Origin of the sequence: Streptomyces sp. NBC_00057, assembly GCF_045041165.1 — a bacterium.
Classification (GTDB): domain Bacteria; phylum Actinomycetota; class Actinomycetes; order Streptomycetales; family Streptomycetaceae; genus Streptomyces.
Window position 1 is genome coordinate 4202051 of sequence record NZ_CP108256.1, and the last position, 18397, is coordinate 4220447.

The 18397-nt window shown below is 68.9% G+C and carries 19 protein-coding genes and 3 pseudogenes; 10 read left to right on the forward strand and 12 right to left on the reverse strand.

Translation table 11 applies throughout. The annotated features are described in order from the left end of the window. Positions 1-101 precede the first annotated feature (101 nt). Positions 102-752, reverse strand: coding sequence for an AAA family ATPase (locus tag OG953_RS19640; RefSeq protein ID WP_405685781.1), 651 nt, complete (start codon positions 750-752; stop codon positions 102-104). 135 nt (positions 753-887) lie between these two features. On the opposite strand from OG953_RS19640, the gene OG953_RS19645 reads away from it, so the two are divergent. Together OG953_RS19645 and OG953_RS19650 are read left to right on the forward strand one after the other, a co-directional pair. Then, entirely contained in the window at positions 888-1136 is a 249-nt protein-coding gene (locus OG953_RS19645) for a hypothetical protein (protein ID WP_405685783.1), read from the forward strand. Beyond that, on the forward strand, positions 1133-1375 hold the full coding sequence (locus tag OG953_RS19650; protein WP_393698068.1) for a hypothetical protein: 243 nt from the start codon (positions 1133-1135) through the stop codon (positions 1373-1375). Before OG953_RS19645 ends, OG953_RS19650 begins: the two co-directional genes overlap by 4 nt. A 132-nt stretch (positions 1376-1507) precedes the next feature. Here the strand turns inward: OG953_RS19650 and OG953_RS19655 are convergent, their stop codons facing one another. Continuing rightward, entirely contained in the window at positions 1508-2290 is a 783-nt protein-coding gene (locus OG953_RS19655) for a hypothetical protein (RefSeq protein ID WP_405685784.1), read from the reverse strand. A 182-nt stretch (positions 2291-2472) separates the two neighbouring features. On the opposite strand from OG953_RS19655, the gene OG953_RS19660 reads away from it, so the two are divergent. After that, positions 2473-3495, forward strand: a complete 1023-nt coding sequence (locus OG953_RS19660) for a phosphotransferase family protein (protein ID WP_405685785.1) — start codon at positions 2473-2475, stop codon at positions 3493-3495. A 25-nt stretch (positions 3496-3520) separates the two neighbouring features. Here the strand turns inward: OG953_RS19660 and OG953_RS19665 are convergent. From OG953_RS19665 to mshA, 3 genes and pseudogenes are all read right to left on the reverse strand, one after another. Further along, positions 3521-3706, reverse strand: a pseudogene (locus OG953_RS19665) (hypothetical protein); the annotation flags it as partial. A gap of 13 nt (positions 3707-3719) precedes the next feature. Further along, complete coding sequence (locus OG953_RS19670) at positions 3720-4238, reverse strand: YbjN domain-containing protein (RefSeq protein ID WP_405685786.1); 519 nt, start codon at positions 4236-4238, stop codon at positions 3720-3722. After that, the gene (gene mshA / locus OG953_RS19675) at positions 4231-5583 is read right to left on the reverse strand and encodes a D-inositol-3-phosphate glycosyltransferase (RefSeq protein ID WP_405685788.1); all 1353 of its coding nucleotides are present in this window, start codon (positions 5581-5583) and stop codon (positions 4231-4233) included. The genes OG953_RS19670 and mshA overlap by 8 nt, the downstream gene beginning before the upstream one ends. A 228-nt stretch (positions 5584-5811) precedes the next feature. Between mshA and OG953_RS19680 the strand changes: the two genes are divergently transcribed. The 3 genes from OG953_RS19680 to OG953_RS19690 all read left to right on the forward strand — a co-directional run bounded on the left by OG953_RS19680 (position 5812) and on the right by OG953_RS19690 (position 9664). Next, on the forward strand, positions 5812-6603 hold the full coding sequence (locus OG953_RS19680; protein ID WP_405685789.1) for a class I SAM-dependent methyltransferase: 792 nt from the start codon (positions 5812-5814) through the stop codon (positions 6601-6603). A 219-nt stretch (positions 6604-6822) separates the two neighbouring features. Further along, entirely contained in the window at positions 6823-7911 is a 1089-nt protein-coding gene (locus OG953_RS19685) for a C40 family peptidase (protein WP_405685791.1), read from the forward strand. A 355-nt stretch (positions 7912-8266) separates the two neighbouring features. Continuing rightward, a complete protein-coding gene (locus OG953_RS19690; RefSeq protein ID WP_405685792.1) occupies positions 8267-9664 on the forward strand; it encodes a PP2C family protein-serine/threonine phosphatase in 1398 nt (465 codons plus the stop codon). Here OG953_RS19690 and OG953_RS19695 read toward each other — a convergent pair. The 3 genes from OG953_RS19695 to OG953_RS19705 all read right to left on the reverse strand — a co-directional run bounded on the left by OG953_RS19695 (position 9646) and on the right by OG953_RS19705 (position 11268). Next, positions 9646-9981 carry a DUF2516 family protein gene (locus OG953_RS19695; protein ID WP_405685793.1) on the reverse strand — a complete coding sequence of 112 codons (336 nt, stop codon included), beginning with the start codon at positions 9979-9981 and terminating at the stop codon, positions 9646-9648. The genes OG953_RS19690 and OG953_RS19695 overlap by 19 nt on opposite strands. A gap of 123 nt (positions 9982-10104) precedes the next feature. Further along, positions 10105-10737, reverse strand: coding sequence for a hypothetical protein (locus OG953_RS19700; RefSeq protein WP_405685795.1), 633 nt, complete (start codon positions 10735-10737; stop codon positions 10105-10107). Positions 10738-10764: 27 nt separating this feature from the next. Further along, on the reverse strand, positions 10765-11268 hold the full coding sequence (locus OG953_RS19705) for a helix-turn-helix domain-containing protein (protein WP_405685796.1): 504 nt from the start codon (positions 11266-11268) through the stop codon (positions 10765-10767). A gap of 672 nt (positions 11269-11940) precedes the next feature. Here OG953_RS19705 and OG953_RS19710 point away from each other — a divergent pair. Beyond that, the gene (locus OG953_RS19710) at positions 11941-12462 is read left to right on the forward strand and encodes a GNAT family N-acetyltransferase (RefSeq protein ID WP_405685798.1); all 522 of its coding nucleotides are present in this window, start codon (positions 11941-11943) and stop codon (positions 12460-12462) included. 81 nt (positions 12463-12543) lie between these two features. Here OG953_RS19710 and OG953_RS19715 read toward each other — a convergent pair whose 3' ends face one another. After that, positions 12544-12822: a hypothetical protein gene (locus OG953_RS19715; RefSeq protein ID WP_405685800.1), complete on the reverse strand. Its 279-nt coding sequence runs from the start codon at positions 12820-12822 to the stop codon at positions 12544-12546. Between the two features lie 547 nt (positions 12823-13369). Between OG953_RS19715 and OG953_RS19720 the strand changes: the two genes are divergently transcribed. After that, positions 13370-14224 carry an alpha/beta fold hydrolase gene (locus OG953_RS19720; RefSeq protein ID WP_405685802.1) on the forward strand — a complete coding sequence of 285 codons (855 nt, stop codon included), beginning with the start codon at positions 13370-13372 and terminating at the stop codon, positions 14222-14224. Positions 14225-14583: 359 nt separating this feature from the next. Here the strand turns inward: OG953_RS19720 and rox are convergent, their stop codons facing one another. Next, positions 14584-16017, reverse strand: a complete 1434-nt coding sequence (gene rox / locus OG953_RS19725) for a rifampin monooxygenase (RefSeq protein WP_405685804.1) — start codon at positions 16015-16017, stop codon at positions 14584-14586. Positions 16018-16045: 28 nt separating this feature from the next. Beyond that, a pseudogene (locus tag OG953_RS19730) lies at positions 16046-16173 on the reverse strand (glycosyltransferase); the annotation flags it as partial. A gap of 211 nt (positions 16174-16384) precedes the next feature. On the opposite strand from OG953_RS19730, the pseudogene OG953_RS19735 reads away from it, so the two are divergent. Beyond that, a pseudogene (locus OG953_RS19735) lies at positions 16385-16753 on the forward strand (class I SAM-dependent methyltransferase); the annotation flags it as partial. Positions 16754-16854: 101 nt separating this feature from the next. On the opposite strand, the gene tnpA reads toward OG953_RS19735, so the two are convergent. Beyond that, a complete protein-coding gene (tnpA, locus tag OG953_RS19740) occupies positions 16855-17283 on the reverse strand; it encodes an IS200/IS605 family transposase (RefSeq protein WP_405685806.1) in 429 nt (142 codons plus the stop codon). Positions 17284-17306: 23 nt separating this feature from the next. On the opposite strand from tnpA, the gene OG953_RS19745 reads away from it, so the two are divergent. Beyond that, positions 17307-18362: an RNA-guided endonuclease InsQ/TnpB family protein gene (locus OG953_RS19745; protein ID WP_405685807.1), complete on the forward strand. Its 1056-nt coding sequence runs from the start codon at positions 17307-17309 to the stop codon at positions 18360-18362. The last annotated feature ends 35 nt before the right edge of the window (positions 18363-18397 follow it).

Here is an 18397-nt window from a genome sequence, read left to right on the forward strand (position 1 = left end):
CCATCACTGCGATCCGCTGGTTCAAAGCACAGAATCGGTAGGCCGGGGCCGTCTCCGGGCCGTCCAAGGCCACTCGGCAGCGCCCCCGCCCCCGCGCTTCGTCACGCCCCCGGCAGCTCGAACAGCTCCCGCTCCCGCTCCCGCCCCTCCCCCTCCGCACCCAACGCCCGCCCGATGCGCGCCGCCAACGTGTCCCACGGGCGGCAGGCGACCACCGGCAGGGCGTGCAGGCGGGCCTGGTCGCCGAGCCATCGCGAGTACTCCGCGCTGACCTGCGCCCGATGCCGCTGTTCTCCGCTGTCGGGCTCCCGGGAGGCGTAGTTGGCGGTGATCCGGGCCGCGTCCCCTTCGTGCAGGAACACCGCTCGCACGCGGCGGCCCGCCGCCCGGCCCTCCTGGATCGCCGCCGCAGCGGCGGCCGGGGTGAGGTAGTCGCCCTCGATCACGGCGGGTACGTCGACGGTCAGGCGGTTGCGTACGACCCCCAACACCGCGGGCTCCAGGGCCCTGGCGGTGGCGATCTGAAGGTCCAGCACCTGCTCGGTGGCGAGTTGCGCGGTGTCGGGGATGGTGTCGAAGTGGTGGAGAGCGGGGTGGTGTTCGGCCGTCGTCATGGCCTCGACGGCGCTGACGACGTCGTCGAATTCGACCATGAACCCTTTTGCCTCAGCGACCAGTTGCGCGGCGACCCGGCTCTTGCCGACTCCGGACGCTCCACCGACAAGCAATATGTCCCACGATGTTCCCGTCACGGGGCGAACGTATCGCGCGGGTTCCGCGTCCGCCGCCGCCCCTGGCACTACGGTGGCCCAAGTACCGGCCTGTGCACGAGCGGAGCCGATCGGACGGGCCGTGCGGAGAGAGCAGGAAGAGCGGGGAGAGCAATCATGGGCGAGCCCCTGAAGACCTTCGTCGGCGGCGCCGAAGTCGACGTGCCCAACAGCATTCCGGACATCCGGGCCACCCTGCCCGAGGAGAGACGTGAGGAGTTCGACCGCGCCATCAACGACGCCGGTGTGAACGAGATCCAGGCGGTCATGCGGCACTGGATGCTGGAGGCCGTACCCGATCCGGAGGCCGAGAAGATCCTGGACCGGCTGGCGCAGGACGAGGCCGAGAGGCGGACCGTCGCTTGAGCTTCCGCATCTCCTACGCCCCGCCCGCCGACGACACCCTGGCCAAGATGCGCGACGGCGAGGTCTTCCGGGACGAGATGGCGCGAACCTTGGGCCTCGACCCGTACGGGCACGGGTCGTCGGCCGTCAAGAGCGAGCGCGACCGCCGCGAGGCGACGGTCGCCGGGGCAATCGTGCTCTATTACGTCTCCGGGTCCGTCCTGATCGTCACCGTGGTGAGGCTCGTCCCGCTGCCCTGAACCAGCACCGAACCGAGGAGATTCCTCGGGCGCCCGAGCGGTCGCGCCTCACCACCTGTTCCACGGACACGGCGTCGGCCAACTGGCGCAGGACCGCCGCCACGAGGGACGCTCAGAGCCGCGCCCCGCCCCTTACGCCAGCTTCGCGGCCTGAGCCTCGACCACCGCGGTCGGCAGCTCGAAGTCCTCGCCCCCGCCCATCGCGGCCAGGTTCATCGAGGAGAACGAGGCGAACGTGGGGCCCTGACGCAGGGCCACCAGCTTCAACTGGACCTTCTCGCCGTCCTGTTCCAGCTGCACCGTCCAGGCGACCGCTTCCTCGCCGCCCTTGACCTGCTCCTCGGTGATCTTGCTGACCTTCTGCTTCTCACCGGCGGCCGTGAAGTCGAACCCGCCTGCGCAGTCGGTGGCGGCGGTGCGCAGCGAGGCGACCGACTCCTCCGCGCCCTTGCCGTCGTACGAGCCGAGGGCCAGCTGCGTCGTCGTGATGTCGAACGCTGCCTTGAACGCCTCTTCGGCGTCCGCGCCGTCCTGGCCGCCCTTCTTGGGCTCGCTGACGACCGTCCGCTTGGTGAACGCCGCGGGCTCACCGACCTGCGCCCCCATCAGCGCGTCGACGAGCGGGGCGCAGACCTCCTTCTCGACCTTGATGTCGTCGCCGGAGATCACGTCCTTGGCCGCGGTCTTGGAGATCTTGTGCCCCTTGACGTCGCCCTGGGCCAGCGCCGCCTTCTCCAGCTCGGCGGCGGTCAGCGCCTTGGCGGCCGGCTTCGCGGCGGCGGAATCCTTGCCCTTGGCATCCGCCCCCTTGTCAGCGGAACCGGAGTCCGATCCGCCGCCGCAGGCGGTGGCGAGCAGGGCCAGGGACACCACAGTGGCGGCAACGGCGGTACGACGTATGGCGGTGGATCGCATGGTCCGGTCCATCTCTCTGAGCTGGGTCTTCGTGTTTTGCTCACTCTATGAGCGGCAGTTGGTTTGACGATCAATCAACCAGGGCACGGGATGTGATCGTGATGGCGCCGTGATCATTCTGTGAAAGCGCTGTCCGTCGCCGCAATCCGGATCGAATACCAACACAGAGGGCAATTCACCCCATGCAGTCAGATGACACAACCGCAGCCGTTCTCCGGTCCGTTGGCGTGACAAAGGACCTGATCGCCACAGTCGCACCCCTCGTCGGAGGCACGTTCAACGCTGTCACCCGGGTGACTCTCATCGACGGCAGCGACTGGGTGGTGAAGATACCGCCGCCCCCGACCGACGGAACCCTGATGAGTTACGAACGCGATCTGCTGGTCAACGAGGTCGAGTTCTACACCTGCGCGGGCGAGTCGGCGGCAGTACCCCGCGTCCTGCACAGCGAACTCGACCCGGACGCCCCGACCGGCCCGTACGTGATCATGTCGGCCTGCCCGGGTCGGCCCTGGCACGACATCGCCGGCGCCGCGGGCGACCGCGTCCTGTCCGACGACGAGGAGCGCCGGCTCAGGAACGAGCTGGGGCGGATCGTCGCCCGGCTGCACTCCGTCACGGGCCCCGGTGGATTCGGCTATCCGGCCCGGGCGTTGGGCCCGTTGGCCCCGACCTGGCGGCAGGCGTTCACGGCGATGACGGACGCCGTACTCGCCGACGCGGACACCTACCGCGCCCGGCTGCCTCGCTCTACAGCCGATATCCGCGCGCTGATCACCGCCGCCTCGCCCGTTCTCGACGACGTCACCCGGCCCGCCCTGGTCCACTTCGACCTGTGGCAGGGCAACCTGCTCGTCGACGGGGAGCCCGGCACGTGCACCATCGGCGGGATCATCGACGGTGAGCGGATGTTCTGGGGCGACCCGGTCGCCGACTTCGTATCGCTCGCCCTGTTCGCGAACATGGAGGAGGACGAGGACTTCCTCGCCGGGTACGGAAGCGGGAGCGGGCAGCCGTTGGTGTTCGACGCGTCCGTGCGGCTGCGGCTCGCGCTCTACCGCTGCTACCTCTACCTGATCATGCTGGTGGAGACCGTTCCGCGCCGCGCTCCCCAGGAGCACCTCGACTGGACGTGGAAGGAAGTCGGCCCGCAGCTCGAATCGGCTCTGGGGGACGTGGAGTCGGCGCTGCGGGCACGGGACTGACCACCGGCCCGCAGCGCCCGCCCCGTCAGCCGGCCAGTGCCCGCTGCGCCGCGTGGAGGTTCGGCGGCCACACCGCCTCCGGCGTGCCGTACGCCTCCAGCCGGGCGTGCAGATCGCCGGTGAAGTCGAGGACGTCGGTCTGGTCGAACTCCGTCACCTCGCCGACGCCGACCGTGGCGCTGTACGGGGCGAGCCCGTCGATCCGCATCAGCAGCAACGGAAGGTCAGCCGGCGGGGCGTTGGGTCAGATGCGTGAACGCATCCAGGTTCCGCGTGGACTCGCCGCGCGCCACCCGCCACTCGTACTCCTTGCGGATCGCGCTCGCGAAGCCCAGCTCCAGCAAGGTGTTGAACGAGCCGTCGGCCGCTTCGACGACCGTGCCGAGCAGCCGGTCCAGCTCCTGCGGGGTGACCACGGAGAGCGGCAGCTTGCCGACCAGATAGATGTCACCGAGCTGGTCGATCGCGTAACTCACGCCGAAGAGGCGGAGGTTGCGCTCCAGCAGCCAGCGGTGCACCGCCGCGTCGTTCTCGTCCGGGTGACGGACGACGAAGGCGTTGAGAGAGAGCGAGTGCTTGCCGACGCGCAGCGAGCAGGTGGTGGACAGCTTCCGCGTGCCGGGCAGCTTGACGACGTAGCTGCCGGGTTCGGGGCTCTCCCATTCGAGCTCGGCGTCCTTCAGGGTCGCCTCGATGATCTGCGCAACCTGCGTCGTCACCGCTTCATCGGGTACGTCAGCCATGGTGCGAGCGTACGCGACGGCGATGTTCGTGCATCGCGGCCGTGTACACGTCGGCGGTCGCGGACGCGGCGGTGTCCCAGCCGAAACCCCGGGCGTGCGCGGCGGCCGCCGCACCCATTCGGGCCACCAGCTCCGGCGCCTCGGCGAACCGGCCCAACGCCTGCGCGTACGCCTGCGGGTCGTGCCCGGGTATCAGGAAGCCGCTGACCCCGTCCCGCACCGCCACCGGAAGACCGCCCACGGCCGCCGCGACGACCGGGGTGCCCGCCGCCTGGGCCTCGATGGCGACCAGGCCGAAGGACTCGCTGTACGAGGGCATGACCAGCACGGACGCGGCCCGGAACCAGTCGGCGAGCTGATCCTGCCCGACCGGCGGCTGGAACCGTACGACATCGGCGATGCCCAGCCGTGCCGCCAGCTTCTGCAGCCCCTCCGGTTTGGCGAGCCCGCTGCCGCTCGGGCCGCCGACGACCGGTACGACCATCCGGCGACGCAGCGAGGGGTCGCGATCCAGCAGGACGGCGACGGCCCGCAGCAGCACGTCCGGGGCCTTCAGCGGCTGGATGCGGCCCGCGAAAAGCGGAATCAGGGCGTCCTTCGGCAGTCCGAGGCGCGCCCGGGCCGCGGCGCGCCCGTCGGCGGGGCGGAAGCGATCGAGGTTGACCCCGGGGTGCACGACGGCGACGGACCCGGGATCGGCCTCGTAGAAGCGGATGAGCTCGTCCGCTTCCTCGGCGGTGTTCGCGATCAGCCGGTCGGCCGCGCTGACGATCTGGGTCTCGCCGATGACGCGGGCGGCGGGCTCGGGGGTGTCGCCCTCCGCGAGCGACGCGTTCTTGACCTTCGCCATGGTGTGCATGGCGTGGACGAGCGGGACGCCCCAGCGCTGGGCGGCGAGCCAGCCGACATGACCGGAGAGCCAGTAGTGGGAGTGGACCAGGTCGTAGTAGCCGGGGCGCTGGCCGGCCCAGGCCTGCATGACGCCGTGCGTGAAGGCACAGAGCTGGGCGGGCAGCTCCTCCTTGGCCAGACCCTCGTACGGCCCCGCGTCGACGTGCCGGACCAGGACACCGGGCGCCAGCTCGACCGTCGGGGGCAGCGCGCCGGTGGTGGACCGGGTGAAGATCTCGACCTCGATATTGATCGCGGCAAGGCGCTTGGCCAGCTCCACGATGTAGACGTTCATGCCGCCTGCATCACCCGTGCCCGGCTGATGCAGGGGCGAGGTGTGCACGGAGAGCATCGCGATGCGGCGAGGTTTGCGGTGACCGCCGGGGAAGGCGGCGGGGAACCTGAGGCGCGGCGCGACACGGCTGCTGCCGAGCCGGGAGACGTACTGACTCACGTCGTCCGGTCCTCCTCACTCGGGGCATGTCACCGAAGGGACCTGAGCCCCTTCGGGGGCTGCAACAGCGGAATCTCTCCTTTCATTTCCGCTTTACCAAATCATTGCAGTGAGGGGGCCGCCCACCGGGCCGGACCGGGGCCGGGCACCCGCGCCGCCCACCGGGCCGGACCGGGGCCGGGCACCCGCGCCGCCTCCCGCCCCCGTGAGATCGTTACGCTCGCTGTCATGCGCCCCATCGGCACCGCGACCCGCGGGACCACCAATCCGAACCGGCTCCGCCGCATGGACCGCTGGATCGCCGCCACCCACGGCCCGGCCCTGCGCCGCGCCGACACCCCTGTCGCCGTCGACCTCGGGTACGGCGCCGCCCCCTGGACCGCCGTCGAGTTGCTGCAGCGCCTGCGTACCGCCGAGCCGCGCACGACGGTGGTCGGCATCGAGATCGACCCGGAGCGGGTCGCGGCGGCAAAACCGTACGAACGCGAGGGCCTCACCTTTCTGCACGGCGGCTTCGAGATCCCGCTCCCCGAGCGCCCCGATCTCATCCGGGCGGCGAATGTGCTGCGTCAGTACGACGAGGGTGAGGTCGCCGCGGTCTGGCAGCGGCTGTGCGCGCGCCTCGCGCCGGGCGGGCTGTTGGTGGAGGGCACCTGCGACGAGATCGGGCGCCGGCACGTATGGGTGGCGCTCGGCCCGGAGGGCCCGCGCACGGTGACGTTCGCGACCCGACTCGCCTCCCTGGAACGCCCCTCCGACCTCGCGGAACGCCTCCCCAAGGCGCTGATCCACCGCAATGTGCCGGGCGAACCGATCCATGCGTTCCTGCGGGACTTCGACCGGGCGTGGGCCGCGGCAGCCCCGTACGCGTCACTGGGTGCCCGGCAGCGCTGGATCACGGCGGTGCGGGCACTGTCGGGTGACTGGCCGCTGACGGACGGGGTACGGCGGTGGCGCCAGGGCGAAGTCACGGTGAAGTGGACCGCCCTCCAGCCCGACCGACAGCCCGACGCGTACTGAACAGACCCGGCGCGCCCGCGTCCGGGGAGGCGTGCGGGAACGCGGACAGGGCATCGTTCGTCAGGACGGTGGGGAGCGATCCCCGGGACTTCGGTCGACCCGTGTGACCGTCAGGACAGCAGGTGTGCACCTCTGTTGCTTTTCGGTACGGCATGGCACGATCTCGTCACCGGTAGGAAGTTACTGACGGTAAATCAGATTCATTCGGAGGGGGATCCCGTGAACCGACGTCACGCTGCCGCAGCCGCGATCACTCTGGTCTGTGCGCTGACCGTACTCACCGCGCCGGTCCAGGCTTTCGCCGCGCCCGCACCCCCCTCCCCCTCGATAACGCAGCCCGACACCCGGTCCGACTCCGGGTCGAAGACGCCGAAGAAGAGCCTCGAAGAGGTACGCGAGGAGATCGACGCCCTCTACCGCAAGGCCGGGGCGGCCACCGACGCGTACAACCTCGCCGAGGAGCGGGCCAACAAGCAGTCGGGCGAGATCGTGAAGCTGGCGAGGGCCATCGTCGTGGGCCAGTCGAAGATCGCCGAGCTCAAGAACCAGGCGGGCGCCCAGGCCCGCGAGCAGTACCGCACCGGCGGACTGCCGCCCGGCGCCCAGCTGATGCTCAGCGACGACCCGCAGCTGTTCCTCGACGGGGTGAACCGGGTCAGGGAGGGCCAGCAGGCCGCCCAGGGCGTCCTCGGTGAACTGACCAGGACCCAGCAGGACCTGGAGACCTACACCCAGGACGCGAGCACCAACTGGGAGAAGCTCGAAGCCGGCCGTCTCAAGCAGGCCGAGGCCAAGAAGAAGATCAACGCGCAGATCGCCGCAGCGAAGAAGCTGGAAGACCGGCTGGAGAAGAAGGAGCGGGCTCGCCTGCTCAAGCTGGAGCAGGAGGCCGAGTACAAGCTGCAGACGGCCTGGCTCAGCTCCGGCGCCCTGAAGGACATCAACCGCGAGGCGAGTGCGAGCGGCAAGGAGGCGGTGGCCTTCGCGACCGCGCAGATCGGCAAGCCGTACGTCTGGGGGGCCGAGGGCCCCCGTTCGTACGACTGCTCCGGTCTGACGTCACAGGCCTGGGCGGCGGCGGGCCGGCCGATCCCGCGCACCTCGCAGGAGCAGTGGCGGCTGCTGCCCCACATCGCCATCAAGGACATGCGCCCCGGCGACCTGATCATCTACCACGGCGACGCCAGCCACGTGGGCATGTACATCGGCGACGGCGCCATCATCCACGCCCCCCGCCCCGGCCGGAACGTCACACTGGCGGGCGCGGGCTCGATGCAGATCCTCGGCGTGGTCCGCCCGGACAAGTAGCGGGCACTCGCCGGACGGGCAGATCAAGCCCGTCCGGCGATCGAGGACAAAGCGCCCGCCGGGGACGCCCCACGGCACGCCCACACCCCCCGGCACCCCGCACCCCGACGGGAGTGACCCGCACCACCCACCCCCCACCATCCCGCGTGACCTTTGTCATGCCCAGGCGCTCACCCCACCCCCACACATCTCGCCGGATCCGTGGCCTGACGCGGCTTATGGCGGTGCATATGACAGCGGGCGATGACGGAACGCCATTCCGTTCCCCCACCGCGTACCGCTATGGTCCCCGTCTGGCGGGTCGTCGATCGTCGTTCCGCCGCGCCCTCGGGGGGAGGGAAGGAAACCCGAACCGATGCCCGTACCCGTACCGCAGCAGCGCGCCGTTTCCGCTGCGGAGACCTCCCACGGCGCCGACCTGACCCTGCTGGTGATCGAGGACGACCCGGCGGGCACCTTCACCGTCCCCGAGCTCCCGGCCGCAGCCGGCACGCGGGTCCGTATCCGCACCGCCCGCAACCTGACCGAGGCGGGCCGGCTCCTCACGGACGACGTGGACTGCATCCTGCTGGATCTGGCCCTGCCGACCGGCAGCGAGGCCCGCTCCGCCCCCGCCGAAGGGGCCGACGAGCTCGCCGCCCTCAAGCACGTCCTGCGGATCGCCCCGCGCCACGCCGTCCTCGCCCTCACGGCGGAGGACGACGCCGAGCTGGCCGCCGAGGCGGTACGGGTCGGCGCCCAGGACTACCTCTTCCGCAGCGAACTCGACGGACGGCTGCTCAGCCGCGCCATCCGTTACGCCGTCGAACGCAAGCGCGCCGACGTCGCCCATCACCAGCTCACCGAGTCCCGGCTGCGCGCCCAGGAGAACGCCCGCCTCGAACGCGGCCTGCTCCCCACCCCGCTGCTCGAAGGCTCCGATCTGCGCTTCGCGGCCCGCTACCGCCCCGGGCGCAGCCGTGCACTGCTCGGCGGGGACTTCTACGACACGGTCCGTACGCCCGACGGCACCGTCCACGCGATGATCGGCGACGTCTGCGGGCACGGCCCGGACGAAGCGGCGCTCGGCGCCGAACTGCGCATCGCGTGGCGGGCGTTGACACTGGCCGGGCTCTGCGGCGACGAACTGCTCTCCACGCTCCAGCAGGTCCTGGAGCACGAGCGGGAGAGCGAGGAGATCTTCGCGACGCTCTGCACCGTCGACATCACCCCCGACGGCCGGCGCGCCGGCCTCTGCCTGGCGGGCCACCCCGCCCCGCTGATCGCCCGGCACGGACAGGCCGCGCAGCTTCTCCCGTACGAGAACGGCGGCCCGGCTCTGGGTCTGCTGCCGCGTAACGCCCTTCCCCAAGCTCTTCGAGCAGGGGATACCCCATGGCCTTGCCGTCAGGTGGATCTCGGCGGCTCCTGGAGCCTGATGATGTACACGGACGGGCTGATCGAGGGACGCGTGGGGCCGAACGGCACTCAGCGGCTCGGCCAGGACGGCATGGTCGCGATGATCAACCGCCAGCTGGCTCAGGGGCTCACCGGCGAGGATCTGCTGGAGGCCGCGGTCACCCAGGTGCGGGAGCTGAATGGCGGCGAACTGACCGACGACGTCGCGGTCCTGCTGCTCAGCCGCGACCAGGAACACATCCGCCGACCGGGCCCGAACGCCAACCGGGGCCGGAGCATCCCGCGCCCCCGCCCCGAACCGGCATCACCCATGGCCCCCGCAAACTCTGCGAACGCTCAGCGCCCGCCGTTGTAGGGCCCGTACGGCCCGTCGCTGCTGGAGCCACCGCGCCGGCCGCCGCCACCCGAGACCGCCCTCAGTGCGGGCCGTACGTCCACCAGGAAGACGATGGACGCGACCGCGCCCGCAAGCTGCAGGAACAGCATCGGCACGAAGAGATTCACGGCGACGGTGATACCGAGGATGATCAGCCAGAAGGACTTCTTCTGCTTGTCCGCGGCCCGGTAGGCGTCCTCACGGGCCTTCGCGGCCAGGAACAGTGCGACCACGGCCAGGACGAGCATGACCATGTAGAGCAGCCAGACGAATGTGCTGAATCCTGTGAGCAACATGGTGTGCACCGCCTAATAAGTGGATGAGCGCCTCGCGGCCAAGGTACCGGGACAACGCGCCGGGCACCCCGAAAGATGCCCGCCCCGTGCCCCGGTACACACTCCGGCTGTGGCGTCGAGGCCCTACTTCGCGGTCGGCGGAGTGGTCTTCTTCGCGGCGGGCTTGTGCGGGGGCGCCTTCTTGGCGGGCGCGGCCGGGGTCTTGCTCTCCGGCTTGACGGTCTTCGGGGCGGGCGACGCCTTTGCCGGCCCCGGCTTGGCGGCAGGCTCCGTCTTCGCGGTGCCCGTCGGCTTGGACTCCTTGCGCGGCTCGACGACGACGGCGATCTCGACGATCTCGTCGGCCGTCTCACCACGCCAGGTCTTCACGGTCTGCTCGCCGCGCTCGGCGACCTTCTCGTACGTCTCCCGGGCCCGCACCGCGTACTCCGCCGCCACGCCCAGACTGCGCAGCGCCAGGTCCTGGGCGCTCTCGCCCAGCTTCCGCAGATCGCTGTCGAACGACCCGATCACCTCGGTGACCTTGGCCTGCACAGTGGCCTGCGCCTCCTTGGCCTGCGAGGTCACCTTCTCCTGCACGGCCTTGGGGTCGGTGTTGCGCACGGCCTCGATACGCTCCGGCGCCTCTGCACGCAGCTGCTCGATCAGCGCCGGGACCTTGCGCGCCTGCTCGACGGCGATGTCGGCCGTACCGGCGGCGAAGTAGAGGGGGGTCGGGTCGGTGAGGGTCTTGCGCAGGTCATCGGTGATGGCCATGACTGTGGTCCTCCCGGATCATCAGACTCAGTGTGAGGGTTTTGAAGGCTTTGAAGCTGTGTCGGCATCACTGCCGCCGGCCGTACGGGGGCCGTCGGCACCGGGGCGGCCGTCCGCACCGGCCCCCGATCCGGACTCGCCGCCGGTCGCCGATCCGGCTTCGGCGCCGGATTCCGGTCCGGGCTCGAACCCGTTCTCCTTGCGGAAGGAGTCGTAGATCTGCAGCAGAACGTTCTTCTGCCGCTCGTTTATGGACGGATCGGCCAGGATCACCGCCCGCGTCTCCAGCTCCTCCCGCTCCCGCTCATCCAGAATCCCGGCCCGTACGTAAAGGGTCTCGGCGGAGATCCGCAGCGCCTTGGCGACCTGCTGCAACACCTCGGCGCTCGGCTTGCGCAGCCCGCGCTCGATCTGGCTGAGGTAGGGATTGGACACCCCGGCGGCATCGGCGAGCTGCCGCAGCGACAACTGCGCATTGCGCCGCTGCTCGCGCAGATACTCACCGAGATTGCCGACGTTGAGTGATGCCATACGTCGATGGTGCGCCACCCTTGCTAACTTTTGCAAGCACCTGCTTGCAAAAGTGCGCCACACCACTCGCACGGCCCTCTGTGACTGAGCACGACAGGTGTCCGTTCTCAATGGAGCAGATTCAGCGAGACGCGACGAGTAAAGCTGCAGGATGAAGCAGATCGGATGAATCACGCCCGGCCCCGCCAGTCTCAACGAAACTGCTCCGACCTGGTCAGGGGCCTGACGCCGGAGCAGACTCAATGAGACGCGACAGTTGTCACCTGAGCTAGGTCTCTGTCACCGACTCGTTTGATGTCCTGTCTCATGCAAGTTGGCAGATTCTCGTGACATCTCACGCGACGTGGCGGATTCTCAATGGATCACGGCTGGGCCAAGTTCTGCGGTACGGGCTGTCCGTCCGGGAGGAAACCGGTCGCGCTCTGGCTGCAGAGGCGTCAGGATGCGTCCATGGCTGACGATCTCTTGCTCGTTCGAGCCCGGGAGCTGTGGGTGGAGCTGGCGGACACACCGGTCGAGTTCTGTCCCTCAGAAGGGGCAAAGGTTGTGGTCGCGCCCAGGTCGCGGTTGTCTCCGCCGTCGTGGACCGGGATCGTACGGATCGGTGACGCTGCCATCGTCCCTGCGCCAAGCGTGCGGGCTGCCAGGATGGTGGACGACGCTGCGCGGAAGATGACCCACAAAGAGCTCGTCGACATCGCTCGTTTGCGTGCGGTGCTGCCTGTTCTCGATGTCCTCGGGCCGGCTTCGCTCTTCTATCTCGGCCGGGACGGCTTTCTTCCTGCGCATGAAGGTACCGGGGTGGAGCAGTTGCCGATCGGCGACGGCGGCCTGGCCGCGCTGCTGGCTCTGACCGGGGAGGAGGAGGTCGGCGAGAGCGGTCTGGAGGACATCTCTTCTCCCGCGTTCTGTCTTCGCCGGGGCGATGAGGTAGTAGCCGCGGCCGGGTATCGGTCCTGGCCGCGGTCGGTGGCCCAGCTGAGTGTGCTGGTTGCCCCGCACCATCGGGGCCGGCGCCTGGCCCGGGCCGTGGCGTCCGCAGCAGTGGCCCATGCCCTCGATGCCAGGTTGCTGCCGCAGTGGAGAGCACGGCTCTATCCATCACAGCGTGTGGCTGTAGCTCTGGGGTTCCAGGAACTGGGTGCCCAGCTCAGCGTTCGGCTCGGCGACATCCCCGTCGACCAGGACCGGTAAGGACGGGTCCTCTTCCGCGAATGCCATATCGCTTGAGAACAGTGAGCCCGAGATCCTCAAACGGCATGGCAACAGCGCAGGTCAGCATCGTGGATCCCGCCAATTACGCTGCGACAGGACATTTGAGTCCGCTCGCCGCAGTTGTCGATTCCGGGCTGCTTCCGCTTCGGTGATCTCGGTCATGTCCTTGCCGCGGCGGCGGTGGACGTAGAGAGCCACCTGGAGAGGGAACGAGGTTCCGGCTCCTCGGCGGTAGGTGTAACCGAGGCCGGCGTGGATGTCCCGGGCTCGAAGGGCGAGCTGTGTCAGGGTCTGTTCTGCGTGGGTCTCGTGCGCGATGTCGAGGAGGCGGTCGGCCACCTCCAGGACAGCTCCTGCCGTGAAGTTGTCGGTGCGGAAGAGTACAAGCCCCGCGCCGCCGCGGGCCCGTGGATCCGTGGCAAGTTCAACTCGCTCGTCGAGGCCACAGCCAAGTACGTCGTTTTGACTCGCGTTGAACGAGCCGGCCGACATCACCCCGTTGTCGGCGAAGATCCGGCGTCAGCTGCACCCGCGTGTCGGGCTCCGGTTCCCGGCGTTTCGTGGTCAGGGCAACTGGTGCGGCTGGTACTGGTCGGCGACCTGCGGTGGGCATGTGGGCCATGAGTCGTGGCTGGAGCGCGACCACTTGATGCTGCTGGACTTCGATCCGCTGGTGACGGGCACGGCTTCGCAGCCGTTGGCGAACGTGCGCTCGCCGGCCGGCTACCGGAAACATGGAAACAGGCGGCCATCAACGACGACCTCCTCCTTGTCGCTCAGGCCATCGCCGAATTCCACCGCCGCTTCCCGATGCCGACACCCCTTCAACGAAGCCCTCTTGAACCCTCGATCTTGCTCCGAACATCGTTCTGTTGGAGGCTGAGGCATGCAGAATCTGCCGACATTCGTTTTTGTTCATGGGGCCTTCGCGAATTCGTTCTCGTTCGCGCCGCTGCAGGCCGAGCTCGCCTTGCTCGGGCACCGCTCGGTTGCGGTCGACCTTCCGGGGCACGGGTTCGAGGCAACCTTCCCCGCGGCCTACCAGGCTCCTCAGGATCTGAACGCACTCGCCGCGGAACCGGGGAGCATCAAGGGAGTCACGCTCGCCGACAATGCCGCCCGCGTGATCGAAGTCCTCGAACGGGCGAAGCAGAACGGGCCCACCATCCTCGTCGGCCACAGCAGGGGTGGCATCACGATCACCGCGGCCGGCAACACCCGGCCTGAGCTGATCGACCGGATCGCTTACGTCTCCGCCTGGTGCCCGGTCGGCCTGGACGTCAATGACTACTACGCCGAGCCGGAGATGGCAGAAGTCGACCCGGGCGCCTTCGCTCCGGCGGTCGTCGGGAACCCGATCGAGCTCGGTCTGATCCGGACCAACTTCCGAACCGCTGACCCGACGACGCTCGCCGCGTTCAGGCAAGCCCTCTGCGCTGACCTCACCGACGATGAGTTCCGGACGTTCCTGAACACCTTCCAACCCGATGAGAACCTGGATGTCGGTACGTCTACCGACCGGGCACAGGCCACGACCTGGGGTCGGATTCCCAAGACCTATGTGCGCCTGGCCGACGATGCCAGCATTCCGCTCGTCATGCAGGACCGCATGATCCGCGAAGCCAACACGCTCACACCCGACAACCCCTTTGAGGTTCGGACACTCGAGGGGAGCCACCTGCGCTGGCTCGTCCGCCCGAAGCCCGCCGCCGAGCTGCTCGCAAACCTCGCAGGGCGCTGACACTCCACCAGGCAATTGGCGGTGCTGCAATAGCTGCGCCGGGCCCAATCGCATGAGCAGGTGCAGGCGCAGGTGCAAGCCAGCGCACCGGCACGCCCGGGCCCAGTGGGATCCCGCAGGCTCACCCCACCAGGAACGCCGGGCCGATCGGTGGACTTTCGCGATGCACACCCCAGAGGCGGCTGCCTACGGTTGAGCGAAAAGGGAGCGTTCGTCCCACTCAACCGTAGGCATCGCAGGTCAGAGCTCACTCCACAATTGTCTGGGACAGGACCATAGGTGTCGTATGTGCAGGACACCTGTCGTGTCCCGCCTCACGCGATCACCACGGCCCACCCTTTCGGGTCACAACTGCGCGCTCAGCCGACGGCAGCGCCGAACCACTTGGGCAGCCGGCTGAGCAGATCCTGCTGATCTTCACCGACCCACGCCACGTGGCCGTCCGGCCGCAGCAGCGCCGCGGGCACGTCCAGTTCCTCGCTGACGTCGACGACGTGGTCGACCCGATCTGCCCAGCCCGCCACCGAGAGCCGGCCGGTCCGGTCGAGCAGCAGTCCGCGGCCGCCGTGCATCAGCTCGTAGAGGCGCCCCCGCTTCAGCTTCACGTCCCGCATCCGCCGGCCGAGCAGTTCATGCCCCTCGCCGAAGTCGTAGCGGACCCCGACCGCAGTGATCATCCCGGTCACGTACCGGTTCACCTCCTCGAAGTCCATCAGCTTGGAGAACAGCTCCCGCAGCGCGGTCGCACCCGGATCGGTCCCCAGCAGCGTGATCTGCGCGCGGGTGTTGTCCAGCACGCGGGCGCCCACCGGGTGCCGTTCGGCGTGGTAGCTGTCCAGCAGCCCCTCCGGCGCCCAGCCGTTGACCGCGGCGGCCAGCTTCCAGCCCAGGTTGAACGCGTCCTGCACGCCGAGGTTGAGCCCCTGCCCGCCGGTCGGCGGGTGGATGTGCGCCGCGTCGCCGGCCAGCAGCACCCGGCCGACCCGGTAGCGCTCGGCCTGCCGGGTGGCGTCGCCGAACCGGGACAGCCAGCGCGGCGAGTGCACGCCGAAGTCGGTGCCCGCGACCGCCCGCAGCCGCTCCTTGAACTCCTCGAGCGTCGGCGCGGCCGCACGGTCCTCGGCCACGCCGTCGGCGGGCACGATGACGCGGTACGTCCCGTCCCCGTTGGGAATGATGCCGAACCGCATTTGGGTCTTGCGGACTTCCGCGACGATGGCGTCAACCGTCACCGGATCCTCGGTCATCTCCATGTCGCCCAGCAGCGTCTCGACCTTGGCGGGCTCGCCGGGGAAACCGACGCCGAGCAGCTTGCGCACCGCACTGCGGCCGCCGTCGCACCCGACGAGGTAGCGCGAGCGCAGATGCGTGCCGTCCGCCAGCTCGACGGTCACCCCGGCCCCGTCTTCGTCCTGACTCAACCCGACCACTTCGCAGCCGCGCCGGATCTCGGCACCGAGTTCGAGCGCACGCTCGTTGAGCAGCCGCTCGGTGGCCGGCTGCAGGGTGGAGAGGCCGTACGGGTGCGCCGTGTCCAACCGGTCCGGCCACGGCTTCATGATGCCGCCGAAGAGACCACCGACCTGGAACTTCTCACTGACCGCGAGGAACCGGTCCAGCAGGCCGCGCTGGTCCATCATCTCGACGCTGCGTGCGTGCAGGCCGCGCCCGCGGGACTCCCCGGTCGGCTCGGTCAACTTCTCCAGCACGACCACGTGCACTCCGGCCAGCCGCAACTCGGCGGCCAGCATCAAGCCGGTCGGTCCGCCGCCGACCACGATCACGTCAATCATCAGAACGCCCATTCAAACGAGATTGGATTTCGGCCAGCTGCTCCGCGCAGTCCGGCGGCACGCACACCCGCACCTCCGCGCCGAGTCCCCGCAACCGCACCGCGAGTCCCACCGGCGGTTCGACGTCCCGCGTGACCCACATGTCGACAACAGCACGCGTACTTCGCGAATCCCTGATTTCCGCAGGTTCTGGCCCAGGCCGACGATTCTGCGGCACGACCCGGGCCTTGCCGCAAGCCCCCCGGTGCGCTATATCTTGAGAGTGGCAAGGAGTGGGTAACACCTCCTTGCCTTTGCCTTTTGTCGTCCGCTGTGGACGGACAAGCTCCTCCCGAAGCGGTGACGCACCGCGTACGGCGATGCCGGCGATCCGGGGGGAGTCGCCGACCTCGGCTGCGGCCCCGGCCGCATCACGGCCCACCTCCGCTCACTCGGAGTGGACGCATTCGGCATCGACCTGTCACCGGAGATGATCGCGGTCGCCCGTCGGACGCACCCTGGTCTTCGGTTCGACGAAGGATCGATGACCGCGCTGGACCTGGAGGACGACGTTCTCGGCGGCATCGTCGCCTGGTACTCAACCGTCCACACCCCACCGGAGCTGCTGCCGACCGTGTTCGCGGAGTGTCACCGGGTGCCGGCCCCGGGCGGCCACATGCTATTGGCATTCAAGGTCGGGGACCAGCGTCGGCACCTGGACCAGGCATACGGCCACGAGCTCTCGCTCGACGTCTACCTCTGATCTTGGCCAGTGCTCCGCCCTTCAGGGCGGGGGTGAAGGCCATCCTTGGCCCGGAGGCGCAGAGCGCCGGAGTGCTCTGCGCCTCCGGGGTGAGGTCAGACGGGACGCTGCTGGTTTTCGATGTACTGCTTGACGACGGTCAGGGGTGCTCCGCCGCAGGATCCGGCGAAGTAGGAGCCGGACCAGAAGTGTCCGCCCCACAGGTACCGGCGGACATGTGCGTTGTACTCCTGGCGGAGCCTGCGGGAGCTGACGCCCTTGAGGGAGTTGACCAGTTTGGAGAGCTGCACCTTCGGCGGGTAGTGCACGAGCAGGTGGACGTGGTCCTGTTCGCCGTTGAACTGTTTCAGCTCGGCCTCGAAGTCGGCGCAGACCTCCCGCATGATCTCTTCGGTGCGGGTCAGCATGGCGTCGGTGAACGCCTTCCGCCGGTACTTCGTGACAAAAACCAAATGAACATGCAGGTTGTAGACAACATGGCGACCGGTTCTGACATCGGAATTAGGGTTCCAGCGCGGTGACATAAACCAATGCTATGGTCTCGATCGTGAGTCAAGACACCGTGGTCAAGCGGCAGTTCGGGCATCGTGCCCGGCTTGCGCTGTCGCCTGCCGAGGTGTTGAGGACTGATGGCCAGGCGCACGCGGCCCGCACCATGTGGAACCTGCTGCACGCCTGGTGGCAGATGATGCCGAAGGAAAAGCGGACTCTCGGACACGCGGATGCCGCCGTACGACAGGCCCGCAAGGACATCGACTTCCTTGCTGTCCTTCCCGCGCAGGCCGCGCAAGCGGTACTCAAGACGTACTTCCAGGCGTGGAAGAACTGCTGGGAGGGCCGCGCCGACGCCCCGAACTTCAAGGGCCGGTTCCGCACGGTGATGTCCGTGGACGTCCCTCAGGGCCGGGACCTGAACATCGTGCGCGTGCACCGCCGCTGGGGCATGGTCAACCTTCCCAAGGTGGGCCGGGTCCGCTTCCGGTGGACCAAAGACCTGCCCGTGGGCAAGCGTGCAGGCGCGGAGAACCGGATCACCGGGGCACGGCTGGTCAAGGACGCGCTCGGCTGGCACATCGCCTTCCGTGTCCAGAGCGTTGAGGTCAAGCCCGAGCCCCACCAGGGGCCGGACGTCGGCATCGACGTGGGCATCACCGTGCCCATCGCCCGCACCTACGGCACCGTCGTGGTCGAAGCACTCACCATCACGAACATGGTCAAGTCGGCCAGGGGAACCATCGAGGAGCCAGGGAAGAACGTTGCCCAGAAGTCCGGGCTGAACCGCTCCATCAGCGGGGAGGCATGGGGCCGCACGGTCACCATGCTGACGTACAAGACCGCCCGGCTCGGCGGCACCCTGCACAAGGTCCCCGCCCCCGGCACCTCCCAACGCTGCTCAGCGTGCGGCTTCACCACGCCCGGCAACCGGGAGAGCCAGGCCGTGTTCGTGTGCAAGAACCCGGACTGTGGCTGGTCGGGCAATGCCGACCACAACGCAGCCCGGAACGTCTTGCACCTGTACCGGATGGGCCTCGCGCTCATCCCGGCTGCCGGGAGGGCAGTCGTCAGGCGCGCGAAGCGCGTCAAGCCCGCTGCCGCAAGGTAAGCAGGAATCTCCCGGCTTCAGCCGGGAGAGCACTT

What these genes read in the sequence shown, in the direction of transcription:
- OG953_RS19645 (WP_405685783.1), top strand. Translation starts at nt 888, where the DNA reads ATGGGCGAGCCCCTGAAGACCTTCGTCGGCGGCGCCGAAGTCGACGTG.
- OG953_RS19655 (WP_405685784.1), bottom strand. Translation starts at nt 2,290, where the DNA reads ATGCGATCCACCGCCATACGTCGTACCGCCGTTGCCGCCACTGTGGTG.
- OG953_RS19660 (WP_405685785.1), top strand. Translation starts at nt 2,473, where the DNA reads ATGCAGTCAGATGACACAACCGCAGCCGTTCTCCGGTCCGTTGGCGTG.
- OG953_RS19670 (WP_405685786.1), bottom strand. Translation starts at nt 4,238, where the DNA reads ATGGCTGACGTACCCGATGAAGCGGTGACGACGCAGGTTGCGCAGATC.
- OG953_RS19680 (WP_405685789.1), top strand. Translation starts at nt 5,812, where the DNA reads ATGCGCCCCATCGGCACCGCGACCCGCGGGACCACCAATCCGAACCGG.
- OG953_RS19690 (WP_405685792.1), top strand. Translation starts at nt 8,267, where the DNA reads ATGCCCGTACCCGTACCGCAGCAGCGCGCCGTTTCCGCTGCGGAGACC.
- OG953_RS19695 (WP_405685793.1), bottom strand. Translation starts at nt 9,981, where the DNA reads ATGTTGCTCACAGGATTCAGCACATTCGTCTGGCTGCTCTACATGGTC.
- OG953_RS19700 (WP_405685795.1), bottom strand. Translation starts at nt 10,737, where the DNA reads ATGGCCATCACCGATGACCTGCGCAAGACCCTCACCGACCCGACCCCC.
- OG953_RS19705 (WP_405685796.1), bottom strand. Translation starts at nt 11,268, where the DNA reads ATGGCATCACTCAACGTCGGCAATCTCGGTGAGTATCTGCGCGAGCAG.
- OG953_RS19710 (WP_405685798.1), top strand. Translation starts at nt 11,941, where the DNA reads ATGACCCACAAAGAGCTCGTCGACATCGCTCGTTTGCGTGCGGTGCTG.
- OG953_RS19720 (WP_405685802.1), top strand. Translation starts at nt 13,370, where the DNA reads ATGCAGAATCTGCCGACATTCGTTTTTGTTCATGGGGCCTTCGCGAAT.
- rox (WP_405685804.1), bottom strand. Translation starts at nt 16,017, where the DNA reads ATGATTGACGTGATCGTGGTCGGCGGCGGACCGACCGGCTTGATGCTG.
- tnpA (WP_405685806.1), bottom strand. Translation starts at nt 17,283, where the DNA reads ATGTCACCGCGCTGGAACCCTAATTCCGATGTCAGAACCGGTCGCCAT.